The sequence below is a fragment of the Roseateles asaccharophilus genome (assembly GCF_004362405.1).
Taxonomy (GTDB): domain Bacteria; phylum Pseudomonadota; class Gammaproteobacteria; order Burkholderiales; family Burkholderiaceae_C; genus Kinneretia; species Kinneretia asaccharophila.
Map to the genome: position 1 here is coordinate 17,563 of NZ_SNXE01000007.1, position 16,950 is coordinate 34,512.

Annotated in this window: 16 protein-coding genes; 1 reads left to right on the forward strand and 15 read right to left on the reverse strand. The window is 66.7% G+C overall.

Annotation, left to right across the window (positions count from 1 at the left end):
- Window positions 1–21: 21 nt before the first annotated feature.
- From DFR39_RS14435 to DFR39_RS14495, 13 genes are all read right to left on the reverse strand, one after another.
- The gene (locus tag DFR39_RS14435; protein ID WP_162849536.1) at window positions 22–972 is read right to left on the reverse strand and encodes a glycosyltransferase family 2 protein; all 951 of its coding nucleotides are present in this window, start codon (window positions 970–972) and stop codon (window positions 22–24) included.
- Window positions 969–2,393, reverse strand: coding sequence for an O-antigen ligase family protein (locus tag DFR39_RS14440; protein WP_133604288.1), 1,425 nt, complete (start codon window positions 2,391–2,393; stop codon window positions 969–971). The genes DFR39_RS14435 and DFR39_RS14440 overlap by 4 nt, the downstream gene beginning before the upstream one ends.
- A gap of 6 nt (window positions 2,394–2,399) precedes the next feature.
- Window positions 2,400–3,914, reverse strand: a complete 1,515-nt coding sequence (locus tag DFR39_RS14445) for a lipopolysaccharide biosynthesis protein (protein ID WP_162849537.1) — start codon at window positions 3,912–3,914, stop codon at window positions 2,400–2,402.
- 46 nt (window positions 3,915–3,960) lie between these two features.
- On the reverse strand, window positions 3,961–4,686 hold the full coding sequence (epsI, locus tag DFR39_RS14450; protein WP_246030842.1) for an exosortase-associated protein EpsI, B-type: 726 nt from the start codon (window positions 4,684–4,686) through the stop codon (window positions 3,961–3,963).
- 23 nt (window positions 4,687–4,709) lie between these two features.
- Window positions 4,710–5,612, reverse strand: coding sequence for an exosortase B (xrtB, locus tag DFR39_RS14455; RefSeq protein ID WP_246030843.1), 903 nt, complete (start codon window positions 5,610–5,612; stop codon window positions 4,710–4,712).
- 13 nt (window positions 5,613–5,625) lie between these two features.
- Window positions 5,626–6,510, reverse strand: a complete 885-nt coding sequence (locus tag DFR39_RS14460; protein ID WP_133604290.1) for a polysaccharide biosynthesis tyrosine autokinase — start codon at window positions 6,508–6,510, stop codon at window positions 5,626–5,628.
- 33 nt (window positions 6,511–6,543) lie between these two features.
- Window positions 6,544–7,971 (reverse strand): chain length determinant protein EpsF, encoded by a 1,428-nt coding sequence (gene epsF, locus DFR39_RS14465; RefSeq protein ID WP_133604291.1) that lies wholly within the window; start codon window positions 7,969–7,971, stop codon window positions 6,544–6,546.
- A gap of 18 nt (window positions 7,972–7,989) precedes the next feature.
- Complete coding sequence (gene epsE, locus DFR39_RS14470; RefSeq protein ID WP_133604292.1) at window positions 7,990–8,883, reverse strand: polysaccharide export protein EpsE; 894 nt, start codon at window positions 8,881–8,883, stop codon at window positions 7,990–7,992.
- Between the two features lie 41 nt (window positions 8,884–8,924).
- Window positions 8,925–9,935 carry an EpsD family peptidyl-prolyl cis-trans isomerase gene (locus DFR39_RS14475; protein ID WP_246030844.1) on the reverse strand — a complete coding sequence of 337 codons (1,011 nt, stop codon included), beginning with the start codon at window positions 9,933–9,935 and terminating at the stop codon, window positions 8,925–8,927.
- Window positions 9,936–10,277: 342 nt separating this feature from the next.
- Window positions 10,278–11,009: a bifunctional demethylmenaquinone methyltransferase/2-methoxy-6-polyprenyl-1,4-benzoquinol methylase UbiE gene (gene ubiE / locus DFR39_RS14480; RefSeq protein ID WP_133604293.1), complete on the reverse strand. Its 732-nt coding sequence runs from the start codon at window positions 11,007–11,009 to the stop codon at window positions 10,278–10,280.
- Between the two features lie 21 nt (window positions 11,010–11,030).
- On the reverse strand, window positions 11,031–11,456 hold the full coding sequence (locus tag DFR39_RS14485; protein ID WP_133604294.1) for a gamma-butyrobetaine hydroxylase family protein: 426 nt from the start codon (window positions 11,454–11,456) through the stop codon (window positions 11,031–11,033).
- Window positions 11,457–11,575: 119 nt separating this feature from the next.
- Entirely contained in the window at window positions 11,576–13,390 is a 1,815-nt protein-coding gene (locus tag DFR39_RS14490; RefSeq protein ID WP_246030845.1) for a S8 family peptidase, read from the reverse strand.
- Between the two features lie 208 nt (window positions 13,391–13,598).
- A complete protein-coding gene (locus DFR39_RS14495) occupies window positions 13,599–14,021 on the reverse strand; it encodes an HIT family protein (RefSeq protein WP_133604295.1) in 423 nt (140 codons plus the stop codon).
- Between the two features lie 76 nt (window positions 14,022–14,097).
- Between DFR39_RS14495 and DFR39_RS14500 the strand changes: the two genes are divergently transcribed.
- Window positions 14,098–15,111, forward strand: coding sequence for a Bug family tripartite tricarboxylate transporter substrate binding protein (locus DFR39_RS14500; RefSeq protein WP_133604296.1), 1,014 nt, complete (start codon window positions 14,098–14,100; stop codon window positions 15,109–15,111).
- A gap of 26 nt (window positions 15,112–15,137) precedes the next feature.
- On the opposite strand, the gene DFR39_RS14505 is transcribed toward DFR39_RS14500, so the two are convergent.
- Both DFR39_RS14505 and DFR39_RS14510 read right to left on the reverse strand, forming a co-directional pair.
- Complete coding sequence (locus tag DFR39_RS14505) at window positions 15,138–15,932, reverse strand: type 2 periplasmic-binding domain-containing protein (protein WP_133604297.1); 795 nt, start codon at window positions 15,930–15,932, stop codon at window positions 15,138–15,140.
- The gene (locus tag DFR39_RS14510; protein ID WP_162849538.1) at window positions 15,929–16,894 is read right to left on the reverse strand and encodes a substrate-binding domain-containing protein; all 966 of its coding nucleotides are present in this window, start codon (window positions 16,892–16,894) and stop codon (window positions 15,929–15,931) included. Before DFR39_RS14510 ends, DFR39_RS14505 begins: the two co-directional genes overlap by 4 nt.
- Between the last annotated feature and the right edge of the window lie 56 nt (window positions 16,895–16,950).

Here is a 16,950-nt window from a genome sequence, read left to right on the forward strand (position 1 = left end):
GCCTCCGCCAAGTAGATCGCCTCATCGCTCTCTCCAGCGAAGCAGCCCTGGTGAAAGAACGGCCGCCCAGGTGAACCACCACCGAATACTCGCGACTCGGCGCCACGCTAGGAACAACAAGCCTGGAGCCGCCCAGCGGCGCCCGCGCCGGATCGACTCGCGAGCCATGGAAACCCGGGCGTCTGCAACCAGTTTCAGAGAGGACCAGACCAAGCGGGTGGGTACTTTGCCCGTTCGCGCTCGCTCCTCAAGGCGCTCCAGATAAGGAAACAAGCGATCAAAGACACGCGATGAAGACAAGCTAGAGGGCAAGTCAACTCGATAAAGTGCGATGCAATAAGAGCCAAATTGAATAGGGGACGTCTCGGCCAACCTAAGCCAAAAGTCAAGGTCTTCGCCGAGAGACTCGCCCTCAGGAAACCAAGTTTCGAAAGATCCGAAGTACTCGCGACTAATCGCAATAGAGCTAGTATAAAACACCATCCCCGCCCGCAAAATTTCCCCAGGCAGATCCCTAATCTCCCGAAACTCTACTGATATCGGGTGCGGAGCAAATCTATAGCCTGAGACTTGGCGATCAGAAACCCTGACATAGGAACCAGCAAGCACCTTTGCCTCAGGAAACCTAGCAGCAATATCACCAAGTGCGGCAAGTGCTTGAGGATGCAAAAGATCATCAGCATCCAAGAAGAGAATCCAAGTGCCAACAGATGCCCGAACTCCGTTGTTCCGCGCGGCCGAAACACCTGCGTTGGCTTGGCGGATCAGACGGATACGCGGATCTCCTAACGCAATAACACGTGCCGGCCCCTGATCCCGCGAACCATCATCGACAACTACGATTTCAAAGTCGCCCGCGCCGACCTGCCCCAAGACAGATTGAAGCGTGGCCACAATAAAGTCTTGCTTGTTATATAGCGGAACGATGATGGACCACTGTGGCCGTGGCTTCTCAGTGGTAGATCCTTTCAAGTCGCGCTCCCGGCAATCGATGGTTTGGCCACACTTCGCCCCCCCTCCGGTGCCCCCGCCAAAAGCATGAGGAAGACCAAGTGCATCAATGATTCGTTACTTAGTCGTTCCAAGCTGAAAGGCACCTCACTGATACTGCGTATCAGGATCAGCAGAAATAGGCCAAGAGCGAAACCGTTGTATGCGGCCAAGCGCGTCCAGAGCCGCCGAACCAGCGCTATGAAGTAGGCTGCAAATCCAAGTGCACCCACGAGTCCGGAAGCCGCCAATACATTGATGTATTGATTGTGGGCATGGAACGCCGCAGGTACTCCAATAAGCATGCGGAAGTAGGGATCCCAGATCGTGGGGCCGTAGCCAAACCAGACGTTGCGACTGAAGGTGTCGAGCGCGATGGCCCAAATTTCATTGCGGCCAGTCAGGGTCAGCATATCCCCGCCCGCGCGGGTAGTCAGGAAACGATCCACCTGACTCTGCAATAGCCCCGCAGCCAATACCAGCCCTAAGGCTGCGACAAAGAAGCCAACTCCGATCAAGAGCAGTTGAATCCCGTGGCGCCGACGCGGGTCTGCCAAGGCTTGGCGTAACTGCCCGCGCCGTTCAAGCGCCAACAGCCCCCCCCAGCAAAACAGTCCAGCCAGCCAACTGCTCTTTGACTGTGTCAAAAACAGACTGATCAGCACCAGCAGGACGGCACAACGCTGCAAAACGCGTCGCTCGAATGGCAGGGTGCGCAGAGCAAGCAGCAAAAGGACACAGAGCGGCCCCATTGCATTTGGGCTCGCAGCCATCCCCGAGTAGCGCCATGGAAAGGCAGGGATCAAACCGCCCACATAGGGCGCCAGGACCATCTCGCGCCGCACAAAGAGCATCAGCAAGCTGAGGCAGACAAAGACGAGCAGGGCATTACGACAGACACGAATGGCGGTCCAACCGCCCTTTTCGTCCGTAGTCATTGCTGCCATGCCAATGATCAGTGAGTAAAGGTATTCGTGTTCGATGCTGGGTCTAGTCCCGAAAGCCGCTGGCAAGGCCACCGTGGCCAGCCAGCAGCATCCGAAGGTCAGCATCAACCCGATAGGACGCCCAGGCACCCGCGGCTGAAACGCGAAGCGAGCAAGGCGCTCGAACGATGCCGCCAACAGAAAAAGAATCAGGCCGCGCTGCAACCACTTTGCCCAGCCGGTACCCTCGCTCGCACCACTAGGCATCAAGACCTGAGCATCCGGCAACATCAGATTTCGGCCAGAGCTTGTGGTGTTCGCAATCATCACGATCACCATCACGACGGCGAAATAGACCACAAACCCTTGCGGCTTGCGGGTCCCCGCATGCAGCGCCCCCCCCACCGCAAACACCGCCGCCACCGCGAACAGCAACGCCGCTCCGATGTAGATGGCATAGAAGACAACGACTTCCATGATCGGTCAAACCTCCTTCGCGCCCAGGCCGGCACGCGCCGCCCAGGCCTGGCCGAAGGCCGAGGCCTTGGGCATGAAACGTTGCAACAGACTCAGCGCCGGCGCACCCAGCAGGCGCGGCCACACCAGCAGGAGCAGGGCCCAGGCCAGCAGGCCGGTGGCCACCTGGGCACCGCCCCACAGCCAGGGCCAGGTCTGCAGCCAGGGCGCCAGGGCCTGTTGCACAGCCACGGCCGGCAGCAGCACGGCCAGCAGCATGGCCAGGGTGCGCCAGGCCAGCTGGCCCAAGGCAGCAGCCCCCAGGCCCAGTGCGTGCGCCGCGGGCAGCAGCATGAGCGCATAGCGCAGCCAGAACACCGCCGCGGCCACCAGGGCCACCCAGGCCACACCGCGCCCGCAAGCCCATAGAAGGGCGGGCACGGCCAGGGCCAGCAGGGGCAGCTGCAGGCCCACTTCCAGCCATTTGCGCCCGGTGTTCCAGAGCACGGGCGTGCTCAGGGCCCAGGCCAGGTAGGCCGGCATGCCCAGGGCCAGGGCGCTGAAGACGGGGCCGCTTTCGGCCCAGCGCTGGCCGTAGAGCACGGCAATGATCTGCGGGCCGCTCAGGGCCAGCAGGGCAAAGAGGGGGGCCAGCACGATCCAGATGAAGCTCTGCACTTCCAGGTAGCCGCGGGCCATGCGCGGCCGGTCGTCCTGCAGCCGGGCGCCGGTGGCCAGAAAGGCGGGCTGCAGGGCGGAGATCAGCAGGCCGTTGGGCACGGTGGCCAGGTTGTAGCCCACGGCGTATAGCCCGGTGCTCTGGGCGCCGGCCAGGCGGCCCAGCAGCAGGCGGTCGAGGTTGGTAAGAGCCCAGTTGCACAGATTGGTGAGCAGCACGGTGGCGCCCACGTCGAGGTACTCGCGCGGGCGTTCGATGCGCAGCAGGGGCCGCAGGGCATGGGGCCGGGCGCGGTAGGACAGCAGCAGACCCAGGGCGGCCTGCAGCACCCAGGCGGCCACCAGGGCCCAGACGCCCTGCCCCCAGGCGGCCAGAGGCAGGCCCACCAGGCCATAGGCCAGGGCGTAGCTGAGCAGCTGGATCTTGGCCAGGGCCTTGAACCGGAGTTCACGCCGCAGCAGATTGGTGGCGGTAGCCGCCATGCCGTTGAGCAGGCAGCACAGGCCCAGCCAGCGCATGACCTCGGCCACACGGGGGTCGCGCAGCCATTCGCCCATGAGGCCGGCGCCCAGGATCATGAGCAGCAGGCCCGCCAGGCCGCTGAGGCATTGCCAGGTGAAGACGAAGCGGATGACGCGCTCGTCGATCTGGGGCTTTTGCATCAGGCTCCAGCCCAGGCCCACCTCGGACATGAAGGTGGCGACCAGCAGGCCGATGGTGGCCAGGGCAAACAGGCCGTAGGCCTCGGGGCCGAGCAGGCGGGCGATGGCGATGTTGACCAGCAGCTGCAGCGCAAACTTGCCCACGCTGCTGATCAGCCCCCACTTGGCGGCCGAGACACTCTGGCGCGCCAGCTCGCTCATGCGCGCGCCGGGGCCGCCGCTCGCCGCGGGCAGGGTCTCATGGGCTTCAGCTCCGCGGTGCCAAGCGGCCGAACACGCGCGCGGCAGCGTCGGGGGCCAGGGCCTGGGCCAGCTCCTGGACATAGCGCTGCTGCAGCTGCAGGGCCCTGCCGGTGTCACGGTCGATGGAGGAGACGCGGATGAGCATGCCGTCGGGGATCAGGCCGCGCACGCCATAGCGCAGCTGGGCCAGCTTCTGCTGGCTGGCGGAGGTGACGATCTGGTCGCCCACCACCACCCAGTAGGTGATGGGCTCATGGCGATCACCCAGGGCCGACTCCAGCTGACGCACGGGCAGCTCGGCCCCGGCGCCCAGCGGGAGCTGGGTGGGACGGTTGCTGCGAATCTGGAAACCCTGCGCGGGGTAGCAGACTTCGGGGCGGTGCAGGCGGGTGCCGTCGGACTGGTCACCGCCATAGGCCACGGAGAGCATGATGCGCTGGCCCGTGCTGCGGTCAACATAGGTGCGGCTGAGGACCTGGTTGTAGATTTTGTCCAGGCGTGCCTGAACATCGGGCGCCGGCAGCACCACGGGCATATGGGGGTCGATCTCCCATTTGCCGAACTGCTTGGGGAAGAGCTGCTCCAGATCGGGCTTGCCCACCCGGTCGGCCACATGCACGGTGGGCTTCATCCACACGGCACCCGCAGCGCCGACCAGCATGCAGGCGGCGATGAGGGCCACGACCGCCGGCTTGAGCCGGCTGGGCGCGGCTGCGCTGCTGCTTGCCACGGTTGTCTTGCTTGCCTGCGCTGTCATTTCGCCACGCGCTCCCGGGGCCAGATGAGATTGAGCAGCTTGTCCACCACAAACATGAGCAGCAGGGCCACGATGAAGAGCACCATGCCGGCGAAGCCGTGGATGAAGCCCTGACCGGCCTCGTCACCGAAGTGGTAGGTCACCAGCACCAGGATCATGACCCGCACCACATTGGCGACAAAGGAGATGGGAATGAGCAGCACGGCCAGCGTGATGTTGCGCCCCACCGAGGTGTAGTTCATGAGCTTCATGTACAACATGCCCAGGGCTTCGAGCGTGAACATGGAGTTGAGGCCGGCACAGGCGTCGGCCACCAGCAGCTGGTAGGGGCCTACAGTGAGGATGACACCGGCCCGGCCCACGGGATAGCCGGTCACATAGAGGATGTTGGAGGCCACGGCGGACACGGCGGACTTGAGCGGCGTGGTCAGGGCCGTCACCAGCACCTCGGGCAGCGGCACCATGAAGAGCATGAAGAAGAGCGGGAACCACACTGCCTTCAGGGCACGCGTGCCCAGCAGCAGGAGCACCATGGCGGCCAGCAGAAAAATCTGGGCCAGGATCTCCAGCATCAGAATGCCCTGGGAGCGCCCGAAGGCGAAACTGGCGCAGCCCAGCAGCAGCAGGGGAAGGCCCAGACCGTAGCTGGGGCGCACCGGCGCGCTCCACAGGGCGCCGCGCTGCTGATACAGCAGCCAGCAGCTCACCGCCAGGATGATGGGGCCGTGGCCCTGCTCGTCCGACACCCAGACGGTGCGCGAGAGGTCGAGGTAGCTGGGCAAGAACACGGCCAAGTAGGCCAGGGCCAGCACGAGCAGGCAGCCGATGTCGGCACGGCTGGGCGCGAAGGCTTGCGGCGGCGCCGTGGCGTCCACACGATCAGGCTGGGCTGCCATCATGGTCTACATTCGTTCAGCTGTGGTCGTTGAAGACGGCGCCGGTGACGTTGACACCGGCATCCTGCATGGACCGCACCAGGTGGCGCACGCCATCGAGGGTGGAGGCATCACGCCGGGCCAGGGGCAGCGCGGCACCGCAGCGGTTGGCGACGACCAGGGCATCGGCCCCTTGGTCGGCGGCGGGGGTGTCCACGATGACGTAATCGAACTTGCCGATGAGCTCTCGCATGAGCAGGCCGAAGGCCGGGCGCTCAATCAGCTCCAGCGGGTTGGGCGGCACGGCGCCCACCGGCAGCACGAAGAGACCGGGCACGGCGGTAACGGTCTGAACCAGGCGGCCCGTAGCGCGTCCCGCCAGGATGCCGGACAGGCCGACATCGTTGCTCACCGTGAAGAGCTCATGCAGGCGCGGGCTGCGCATATCGGCATCCACCAGCAGGGTGCGTCCGCCCAGCTGTGCCAAGCAAACAGCCAGATTGGCCGCCACAAAGCTTTTGCCGTCGCCACGGTTGGCACTGACCACCGCGAGGGCCTGTCGAGTCGACTGCCCCTCGGGGAAGACGCGCATGATGACTTGGCTGCGCAGCGCACGGAAAAACTCGGCCTGCGGGCCATAGGGCTGGTTCAGGGTGACGAGGTCGGCGTGCGCAGACTCCTTGCCAAGAGCGGCCGGATAGTGGAACTGCTGGGCCAGGGCAAACATCACATCGTCGGCACTGGCAAAGCCCAGGGCGATGGCGGCCTCGCCGAAGCGGACATTCTTCTCCTGCTGGTAGGCCAGCACGCGGGCCACCTGGTCCGCGGAGAGATTGCGGGTCTCGGCAATGATGGCCCCGATGGAGCGATCGTGGACAGCCGGCTGCTCGACAGCGGCGGCTGCAGGGGTCGCGTCAGACATTCTTGTTCTCCAGTCTCAGCACTATCGCAATGCTCACTTGGCGGGCTGCTGGGCCGCACCGCCGCCCAGCAAGCGCTTCTGGGCAGCTGCCACGGCCAAGCGACCGGACTTGCCGCTGGCGTGGCCCGGCAGCACGCCGAGCACTGGAATGCCGAGGCCTTCCTGCAGATCATCCACGCAGCGGGCGCGACGGTCGGCCAGCTCGCGGGCAAAGGCGAGCAGCACGCCCAGCAGCAAGCCACCCACCACGCCCAGCACCAGGTTGAGCAGCAGGATGGGGGATGAGGGTGTGAGCGGGGGCACGGCCGTGCTGAGCTCGTTGACATTGCTCTGGGTGGCCTGGCTCTCCAGGCTGCTCTGGTTCAGGCGCTGCAGGATCAGGTCGTAGGCGCGCTGGTTGTGCTCCACATCGCGCTGGAGCACGGCCACATCGTCGCGAACCTGCTTCAGGTGCAGCACCTTCTGGCGCTGGGCATCGAGCTCGGCACGCAGCTTGGCCTCGCGCTGCGTGTTGATGGTGCTGGTCACGCCCACGCCGCCGGCCACGCGGCGACTTTCCTCGGCGATCTTGGTGCGCAGCTCCTCGATATTGGCGCGCAACTCGATGACCTGGGGGTGGCGATCGCCCAAGCGGGCATTGAGCTCCTGCAGGCGGGCCTCCTGGCGCGACAGGTCGGAGCGCAGGCCGCCCACGATGGGGCTGTTCAGGACCTCGGGCAGGCGATCACCGGCGGTGCCGGTGGCTTGGGCGTTGCGGCTGTTGGACTCGGCCGACAGGGCCTGCATGGCCACCAGCTGCGAGGACAGCTCATTCAGGCGAGCCGTCTCGACGTCCAGGCGCTCATCGGAATTGACGATGCCCTTCTCGTTCTGGAAAGCACTGAGTTTGGCCTGGGCGGCTTCAAGCGCTTCGCGGGCTTCCTTGGCGCGGGTGTCGAAGAAGCTGCTGTACTGGCGCGCGGGGTCGACCTTGAGCTCGACCGATGTGGCCAGATAGGCTTTGACGAAGGCATTGGCCATGGCGGCCGCGAACTGTGGATCCTGGGCCTTGTAGGCCACCGAGATCACGTTCGATTCCTTGGACGGCTTGACATCCATGTTCTTCTGGATGTTTCCGGCCAGCCAAGCCTCGATATTGCCCTGCCCCTTGGTGGCTTCCTGCCACTGCTCGCGGATCGCGGGCAGCTCGGTGAGCCTGAGCATGCGCACCACCTTCTGGGCCACGCGCTCGCTCTGGATGATGTCCACCTGGGTGGCCATAAAGGCTGGCGTCACCAGGGAAGGGTAGCCCATGGCCGTGAAAGGATCGGGCTTGCTGTCCACCACGACGCTGGCCACGGCGGTGTACTGCTTGGGCAGCACCAGACTCAGCACAATGGCCAGGGCCAGCACGCCGCCGAACACATAGGCGATCAGGCGCCAGCGAGCGCGCAGGATGGAGAGAAACTGTGTGAAGGTCATTGACTCACCTTTGCCTGGTTAGAACAGGCTCTCGCGCACATAGACCACGTCGCCGTCCTTGAGCGCCTCGTCCATGGCGGGCTGCAGGATCTGCACCTTGCCGCTGGCGTCCTTGCGGTGCACGCGTATGCCCTTCTCGGTGCCGCGCTGGGTCAGGCCGCCGCCGCTGGCCAGGCTTTGCATCAGGGTCATGCCGCGCTCCAGGCGCATGGCGCCGGGGCGCTGCACCTCGCCGTAGATGTAGACGGTGGGCGCGCGGTCCACCCAGAGCACATCGCCGTTGAGCACCACGATGTCCTGGCCGCGTCCGCCGGGAGCGAAGACGCCGGGCAGGTCGATCTCCACCCGGTAGGGCTGGCCGCCCCGGATGCCGCTGAGCACCAAGATCTCGGCGCCGTTGGCGGCCACGCCGCCGGCATTGGCCAGCAGATCGGTCAGGCGGGTGTCGGCCACTTCAAGCGGGTAGCGGCCGGGGCGGTTGACATAGCCCAGCACGCTGGCCTGGTTGCCCTTGACCTGCATGACCACCAGGGTGACCTGGGGCTGCTTGACGAAGTTGCCGCTGCGCAGGCCCTCGGCAATCATGCGCTCGGCCTGGCTGATGCTGGCCCCGCCCACGCGCACCGTGCCCAGCAGGGGGAAGGAGATGAAGCCGTTCTCGCCCACCCGGGTTTCCAGGCTGAGATCGGGGTTCTGATAGACGCTGATGCGGATCACGTCGCCGGCACCCAGGCGGTACTCGGCGGCGGCGCCGCTGACACTGCCCACGGCGGCAGGCTGGCCGGCCTGGGGCGCCTGGGCCTGGGCGGCCGTGCCGGTGGCCAACAGGGCCAGGCCCAGAAGCACACCGGCCGAGGCCTGCTGCAGCGCACGGGCCGCGATATGCGGAAGGCGGCGAAGGGAGGTGCTCATCGTGCGCTCCAGGGTCGTCAGCGTCTTCGTCATCATCATCTTTACTTCAGGCCCATGCCCTTGGAGATGGTGTTGGCGTCCAGGCCGCTGGCGGCAGGGGCAGCAGGGGCGGCCGGGGTGGTGGCTGCAGCCGGGGCGCTGGCGCCAGCAGCAGCACTGCCGGGCGCGCCTTCGGCAAACTTGCCCACGTACTCGATCTTGGCGGCCTCGCGCAGGGCCTTGACGTCCTTTTGCAGCTGCTCGGCCTTGCGCTGGTTGAGCAGGAACTGCTCGATGGCGGGGCGGGCGCGGGCCTCGTCCACGGGCTGGCTGCGCGAGCCGGCCAGGAAGAGCACGGTGAGGCCGTTGGGGGTCTGAGTGAGCGCGGAGTCGCCGTCCTTGAGGCGGGCGATGGCGTCCACGCTGGCCAGGGGCAGCTGCTCGGCGGCGCGCACGGCCTGGTTGGCGGCAAAGCGGATATCGCGAGATTTCAGATATTCGACAAACTCGCCCATATTCTTGGCGCCCTCGAGTTTGGCGCGAATCTCGTCAAACTGTTCGGGCTTGGCTTCGATGGCCACTTCCTGCAGGCTGTAAATACGCCGTTCCTTGAACAGAGCGGGTTTGTCGTTGTAGTACTTGGCAATTTCTTCGTTGGTGGGCTTGGCCACGCTTTCGCCCACGCGATCGAAGTAGGCACGCGCCACGATCTCGCGCTTGGCGGCCTCGATCTGCTGCACCACGCGGGGATCGCGATCGAGCTTGAGGTCCTGGGCCTTCTGCAAGGCCAGCTCTTGCTCGATCAGGCGCTCCAGCACCTGCTTGCCGGCGGCCTCGGCCTGCTCGGGCCTGAGGCCGGGCTGGCGCTGCAGCACGAAGTTGATCTGATGGACGGTGATCTCTTCCTTGTTGACCTTGGCGGCGGTCTGCGAGGCTTTCTCGCCCTTGTCGCCACCGCCACAGGCGCTCAGGGCCAGCACGGCGGCGGCAGCCAGGACCAGGCCGGCGCAACGAGGGGCCTGCACACGGCCGGACTTGTGAATGCGCGTTGTCATCATCGTCATCAGCTTCATGGTGTTCTTGTCATCCTTCGCTTGTCGTCTGGGCTGCGCCCGGGCCATCGATACGCCATCCATGCTGCAGCGCACAAGGCACGCCAGACACGGTGGCCGAGTGTAGCTTTGCAAAATGACAATTGACTCTCCCCAATATGGGCGCTGGCCGCTGCAAACCGGGTCGGGGCTGCGGGCAGCTCAAGGGGAAAACCCCCATGAAAAAGGCCGCTCACGCGCGGGCGTGGCGGCCATTCATTTGCGGAAATATGTCTGCACCGCGGCACCCACCCCCGCAAACAAGGGGTGAGGTGGATCGGGCGCCTGGAGTTTCTGCCGGGTTTCAGTGAGCTGGCGGGGCGCTCAGCATTTGATGCCGGCGTGCAGGGCCACGATGCCGGCGCTGAGGTTGTGCACATCCACATGGCCGAAGCCGGCCGTCTTCATCATGGCCTTGAGCTCGGCCTGGGGCGGGTGCATGCGGATGGACTCGGCCAGGTAGCGGTAGCTCTCGGCGTCGCCCGCGATCATCTGGCCCAGCTTGGGCAGGATCTTGAAGCTGTACCAGTCGTAGGGCTTGCGCAGGGGTGCGGCCACCTGGGAGAACTCCAGCACCAGCAGACGGCCGCCGGGCTTAAGCACGCGGCACATCTCGGCCAGGGCCACGTCCTTGTGGGTCATATTGCGCAGGCCGAAGGCCACGCTGACCAGGTCGAAGCTTTCGTTCTTGTAGGGCAGCTTCTCGGCGTCGCACAGGTTGGTGGGCAGCACCAGCCCCTCGTTGAGCAGGCGCTCACGGCCCTGGCGCAGCATGGCCTCGTTGATGTCGGTGTGCACCACCATGCCGCTCTCGCCCACCTTGCGGGCAAAGGCGCGGGAGAGGTCGCCGGTGCCGCCGGCAATGTCCAGCACGCGCTCGCCGGGCTTGAGATTGGCCACGGCCACGGTGTAGGCCTTCCAGGCCCGGTGCAGGCCCATGGACATCATGTCGTTCATGATGTCGTACTTGGAAGCCACGGAATCGAAGACGCCGCGCACGCGGCTGGCCTTTTCGCGCTCGTCAACGGTCTGGAAGCCGAAGTGGGTGCTGCTCATGGTTTTCAGCTCCGTGGGGAATCAGTGGTGGGTGTGGCTGCCGCAGCTGCCGCCCGAGGCCTTGGGGGCCATGGGGGCGTCGCGGTCCAGGCCGGCCGCGGCGAGCTTGGCCTGGTAGTCGGCCCAGAACTCGGCCTCGCGGCTGCCCAGCTGGTAGAGGTAGTCCCAACTGAAGATGCCGCTGGCATGGCCGTCGCTGAAGCTGGGGCGGATGCCGTAATGGCCCACGGGCTCCAGCTCGCTGATGCCCACCTCGCGCTTGCCGGTCTGCAGAGTTTCCTGGCCGGGGCCGTGGCCCATGACCTCGGCCGAGGGCGAGAACACGCGCATCAGCTCGAAGGGAATGCGAAAGCGCGCACCGTCATTGAAGGCGATCTCCAGCACCCGCGACTGCTGGTGCACGGTGATCTCGGTGGGCGTGGGGGTGCTGGGCGTGAGTCCGGCCATGAAGCGGGCGTTGCGGTTGCTTTGCGGGGCTGCAGGGTCGGCAGTGTAGCCGCCCTACCCCGGGAGAAACCCGCAAGGCCCTGAAAACCCGGCCCGGGAGGGCCGGACCGGGTTGTGGCTTACCAGCCCAGGCTCAGGCTGTAGCTGCCGGCGCCGCCGCTGTAGTGCAGCACGCGCACATACAGGGTGACGGTGGCGCTGCCGCCGTTGGCGAAGCTCAGGCTGTCGCTCTGGCCGGCCGGGTTCTCGCTGGCGCGCAGCTGGCTGCCGCTGGCGTTGTAGAGGAAGAGATCGTAGTCCAGCGTGGCGCCCTGGCTGAGGGTAGCCCTCAGGGTGCGGCCGGCGGGCAGGTCGATGCGGTAGTAGTCGGTATCGGTGCTGGCCGAGATGCCACCGCTCACGGTGGCCGGGGCGCTGATGCGCTGGGCGGCGCTGAGGCCGTTGTTGGGCTCGGCTTCATTGACCGTGCTCCCGCCTCCGCCGCCGCCAAGAACGGCGGTGATGGCCGCATTGGCATCCAGCAGACCCACGCCGCACTGGCTGCAGCTGCCCGGGAAGGGCCGGGCGCTGCTGCGCAGGGCAGCGGTGATCTGGTCGGGCGTGGCGCCGGGCCTGACGCTGTAGAGCAGCGCGGCCACGCCGGCCACATGGGGTGCGGCCATGGAGGTGCCTTGGTAGAAGGCGTAGTTGTCGGCGCCGGGGGTGCTGGTGCCAGCGTTCAGGGTGGAGAGGATGCCGTTGCTGGCGCTGGAGCGCACATCGCCGCCCGGCGCCGCCAGGGTGACCACACTGCCGAAGTTGGAGTAGTAGGCACGCGCGCCATAGCGGTCGGTGGCGGCCACGGTCACCACGCCGGCGCAGCTGGCGGGGCTGAAGTTGGCGGCGTTGGCATTGGAGTTGCCGGCCGCCACGATGACGCTGGCACCGCGGGCGCGGGCGCCATTGACGGCGTTCTGGGTGGTGGTGTCGCAGGCACCGCCGCCGCCCAGGGAGAGATTGAGCACCTTGGAGGGCGTGGCGTTGGCCGGGACGCCGGCCACGCTGCCGCCCGAGGCCCAGGTGATGCCGTCGGCAATGTCCGAGGTGTAGCCGCCGCACTTGCCCAGCACGCGGATGGGCTGCACCTTGGCATTGAAGGCAATGCCGGCGATGCCCAGGGCGTTATTGGTCTTGGCGGCGATGGTGCCGGCCACATGGGTGCCGTGCCAGCTGGAGTTGGTGGCCGGGCGGCCCACGCCGCATTCGCCCGCGGCGGTCCAGTCGCCGGGGTCGCTGGCATCGGCATCGCGGCCGTTGCCATCGTTGGCGATGGAGGTCTGGGTGATCATGTCGTAGCCGGCCACGGTCTGGCCGGCCAGGTCGGCATGGGGCCGGATGCCGGTGTCGATGACGGCCACCACCACGCCCGTGCCGGTGGCACGGTCCCAGGCGGCGGGAGCGCGGATGCCGCCGGTGGCCTCGAACAGATCCCACTGCGAGGCATAGCTGCTGTCATTGGGGGTGAGCAGCGGATACATCATGCGGTCGGGCTCGGCGTACTCGATGTCGGCATCGGCCGCCTTGAGCTGGGCCGAGAGCTGGCGCAGCTGCTCCAGGCTGAGGGCGCGGTCGAGCTTGAAGACATGGGCGCCGGTGCCCATCTGCCGCAGCACGCGGAGCTGGGCCCCCAGGGGCGCGGCCAGGCTCTGGGCGCGGGCGGCACGGCTTTCAAGGCGATCGGCGGCCACGCTGCGGGCCTGCAGGGCCATGCCGCCGCCGGACTGCTGCACCAGGGTGCTGCCGTCGCGGTACTTGATGATGAGGCGGTCGCTGCGCTCGGTGTGCGCGGGCTCGGCGGCTTTGTCGATGTCCTGGGCCGAGATGCCGGCCAGGGCGGGGCTGAGGGCAGCCATGCCCAGCGCCAGGAGGGCGCTGGTGGATTTCAAACGCAACATGCTGAGGTCTCCAGATGAGCGCCCGGCAGGATTCCGTGCCCACCGGGATGAAAACGGCGGTCGCGTGGACCGCCGGCCGTCCAGCCCCCGGCAGGGTGCTCAAGGGGCCGGCATCGCCCCGACCGGATGGGGTCGTCGCGATGTCGGCGCAGTGTAGGAAGGCTGTTCGTGCGCCAATCGCCCACCCTGCAAGACCTGACAGGGGGACTTACCCCAGGGCCTCACGCAGAGCCCGATCCAGCGCGTCCAGGTCCAGCGCAGGGGCCACGCGCGGCGCACGCAAGGCCTGGCCCCAGATGGGGTTGGGGAAGTGGCTGTCGTCCTCGAAGCGGGCGATCACATGCCAGTGCAGATGCGGCACCACATTGCCCAGGCTGGCCAGATTGATCTTGCTGGGCTGGAGCCGCTGGCGCAGCAGCTGCTCGATGCGGGCGACGGCCTCCATGCAGTCCTGGCGCTCGGCGGGGCCGAGATCGCTGAATTCGGCCACATGGCGGTTCCAGATCAGGCGGTAGAAGGCGGGGAAGGCGGGGGTGTCGGTGACCCGCACCACACGCCAGGACGGGGTCTGTGCGATGAGCAGGCCGCCGCTGTCCTGGCACAGGGGGCAAGGGGTCGGTACGGATGTCATGGGGCTGGGATGCAGATCTAAGATGGACTCACTGTATTCGCTATTCGCATGATGACTGCATGAGGACTGGAACCGCATGAGTGCCGCAAAACGCATCGCCCCCTCCCCGTCCGCGGCCCGTCGCGGCAGCTTGCTGGCCCTGGGCGCCGCCCTGCTAAGCGGCCTGCTACCCGCGGCCAGCCAGGCCCAGACCGCCTGGCCCAACAAGCCCATACGCTGGATCGTGGCCTACCCGGCGGGCGGCGGCTCGGACTTCCTGGCCCGCCAGCTCGCACCGCAGCTGGGCCGGCAGCTGGGCCAGACCCTGGTGATCGAGAACCGCCCCGGCGCGGCCGGCATCATCGGCACCGATGCGGCCGCCAAGTCCGCCGCGGACGGCTACACCATCGCCACCGGCGACAACGGGGCCATGGTCTTCAACAGCGCCATGTACAAGAAGCTGCCCTATGCGCCCAGCGATCTGGCGCCGGTAGGCTTTATGGCGCGATTCCCACTGATCCTGGTGGTCAATCCGGCGGCCGGCTTCAGCTCGGGCGCGCAGTGGCTGGCCGAGGTCAGGAAGAACCCGGGCAAGTACAGCTATGCCTCGCCCGGCGTGGGCAGCCCGCACCATCTGGCCATGGAGCTGGTGAAGGAGCGCAGCCGCAGCTTCATCGTGCATGTGCCCTACCGCGGCACGGCCTTTTCCACCCAGGATCTGATTGCGGGCGTGGTGCCCATGGGCATTCTGGATACGGCCGCCGGTCTGCCGCATATCCGCTCGGGCAAGCTCAAGGCCCTGGCGGTGCTGAGCCCGCGCCGCATTGCCACTCTGCCCGAGGTGCCCACCATGCAGGAGCTGGGGCTACAGGGCGTGGATGTGGCGGCCTGGCAGGGCTTGTTCGTGCCGAGAGGCACGCCCGAGCCCATCGTCCAGCGCCTGACGGCCGAGATGCACAAGGCCATCAACACGCCCGAGGTCCGGGCCAAGCTGGAGGACTTCGGGCTGGAGGTGGCACCCGGCGATGCCGCCAGCCTGGCGCGCTTCATCGAGCAGGAGCAGCGCAGCTGGCATGCCCTGATCCGGGAGCGCAAGCTGTCGGCGGACTGAGCGAGGTCGGGCCGCGCAGGCCCTGGTCAACGCGGTCTGCGGGGAACGACGCCGGGCGCTTTGGGAATCAGCTCCCATTCCCGGCGCACCCGCTCGTAGAAGGGTCCCAGGCCGGCACGCACCCAGATCGGCCTGACGGATTCGGCGAACAGCCCTTCATGCAGGGCCTGACGCAAGGGGCCCAGCAGCGCGGGCGAGAGGCCTGGATGGCAGGCCAGCCAACGGTCGACCTGAGCCAGGACGAAGACCCGCTCGACCCGGGGCTCGCCGGGACTCTCCAGAATGCCCGGCCGCTCATCGCTGAGCAGATAGTCAAAGCGCTTGCGCTGCAACATGCCCGCACGCTGGGCCACCGGGGAGACCGGCTCGTAGCGGATGTCGGCCGAGCCCAGCAGATCAGCCAGATCCGCGATGTCCACCGCGCCCACACGATAGGGGCGCAGGTCCTCGATATTGGACACCGCCGGGGCGCCCTTGAGGGCATAGACCGCCAGCTTCAAGGGCGCCACACGCGCCACATAGCTGATGGTCTCGGCCTCGCCGGGCGAGAAGTTGAGGGCCAGACCACAGCTGCCCGGGCTGTTGGGCAGGGTGGCCGAGATGCGGCGCCTGGGCATCAGGGTCACGGTGAGGCTCACGCGATGGGGCGCCAGCAGCGCCTGCAATGCCTCGATGTAAGGGCCGCCCGGCCGGCCATCGCGCAACTCGATAAAGGGGGGGTCGGGTTCCGCGAACACCTGCAGCGTCTGCCTGGCCGCGGCGGGCGACAGCAGTCCGCCAAGGAGCACGACCGCGCCGATCAGGCTGCACCTCAGTTTCATGCGCGGGTGACCAGCTTCACCGGCGACTGGATGATATTTGGCAGCTCGGACTGACGGGTCCGCATCTGCAAGGCCTTGAGCACGACGTCCAGCGCGTATTCGGCCTGCTTGGCTGGAAACTGATCCACGGTGGCGAGGACAGCACCTTGCGCGATCAGCGGCCTGATGGAGGGAATGTTGTCGTAGCCCGAAACCAGCACGTCGGCACTGCGCTTGAGTTCCTTCAGGGCCTGCACCGCGCCCAGGGCCATATTGTCATTGCCGCACATCAGGGCCTTGATATCGGGGGCAAGCCGCATCAGGTCCAGCGCGGCCGTGTGGCCCAGTTCTCGGGTCCAGAAGCCGGACCGGACGGCCGCCAGTTGCAGCCCCGCCGCGGAAATGGCGGCACGGAAACCGTCGCTGCGGGACTTGGCGTTGATGGAGCCCGGCGGGCCCTCGATGATGCCCACCTGACTGCCGCGTGGCAGTTGCTTGGCCACATGCTCGCCCACGGTCCGGCTGCCCAGAAAGTTGCTGGGGCCGACGAAGGGAATGCTGACACCGGCCGTGGCCAGGGCACGATCATCCAGCTTGTTGTCCAGATTGAGCACCAGCAGGCCGGCCTTGAGCGCCTTGAGCAGAACGGGCAGCAGGGCATTGGAATCCGCCGGCACGATGACCAGCGCCTGCGCACGCCGCTCAATGGCCTTGAGCACCAGGCGCTCCTGGGTTGCCACATCGGTCTCGCCTTCAATGCCTTCGACCGTGAGCTCGTAGTCGGCCTGACGCTTGGCCTGATGGGCCCGGGCCCCCTCGCCCATGAGCACAAAGAACTCATTGCGCGTGGCCTTGAGGATCAGGGCCACCTTGAAGCGCTCCGAACTCGCCAGGGCAAGATGCGGAGCGGCAAGGGCCCCGAGGGCGGCGAGCAGCAAACCGCGGCGCGGGTCGAGACCGACCTTGGCGGAATGGGCTGTCATGCTGAACCTGCTTGTTCTGTACTGCGACCCCCGCAGATTACCAGCGCCCTCTGACA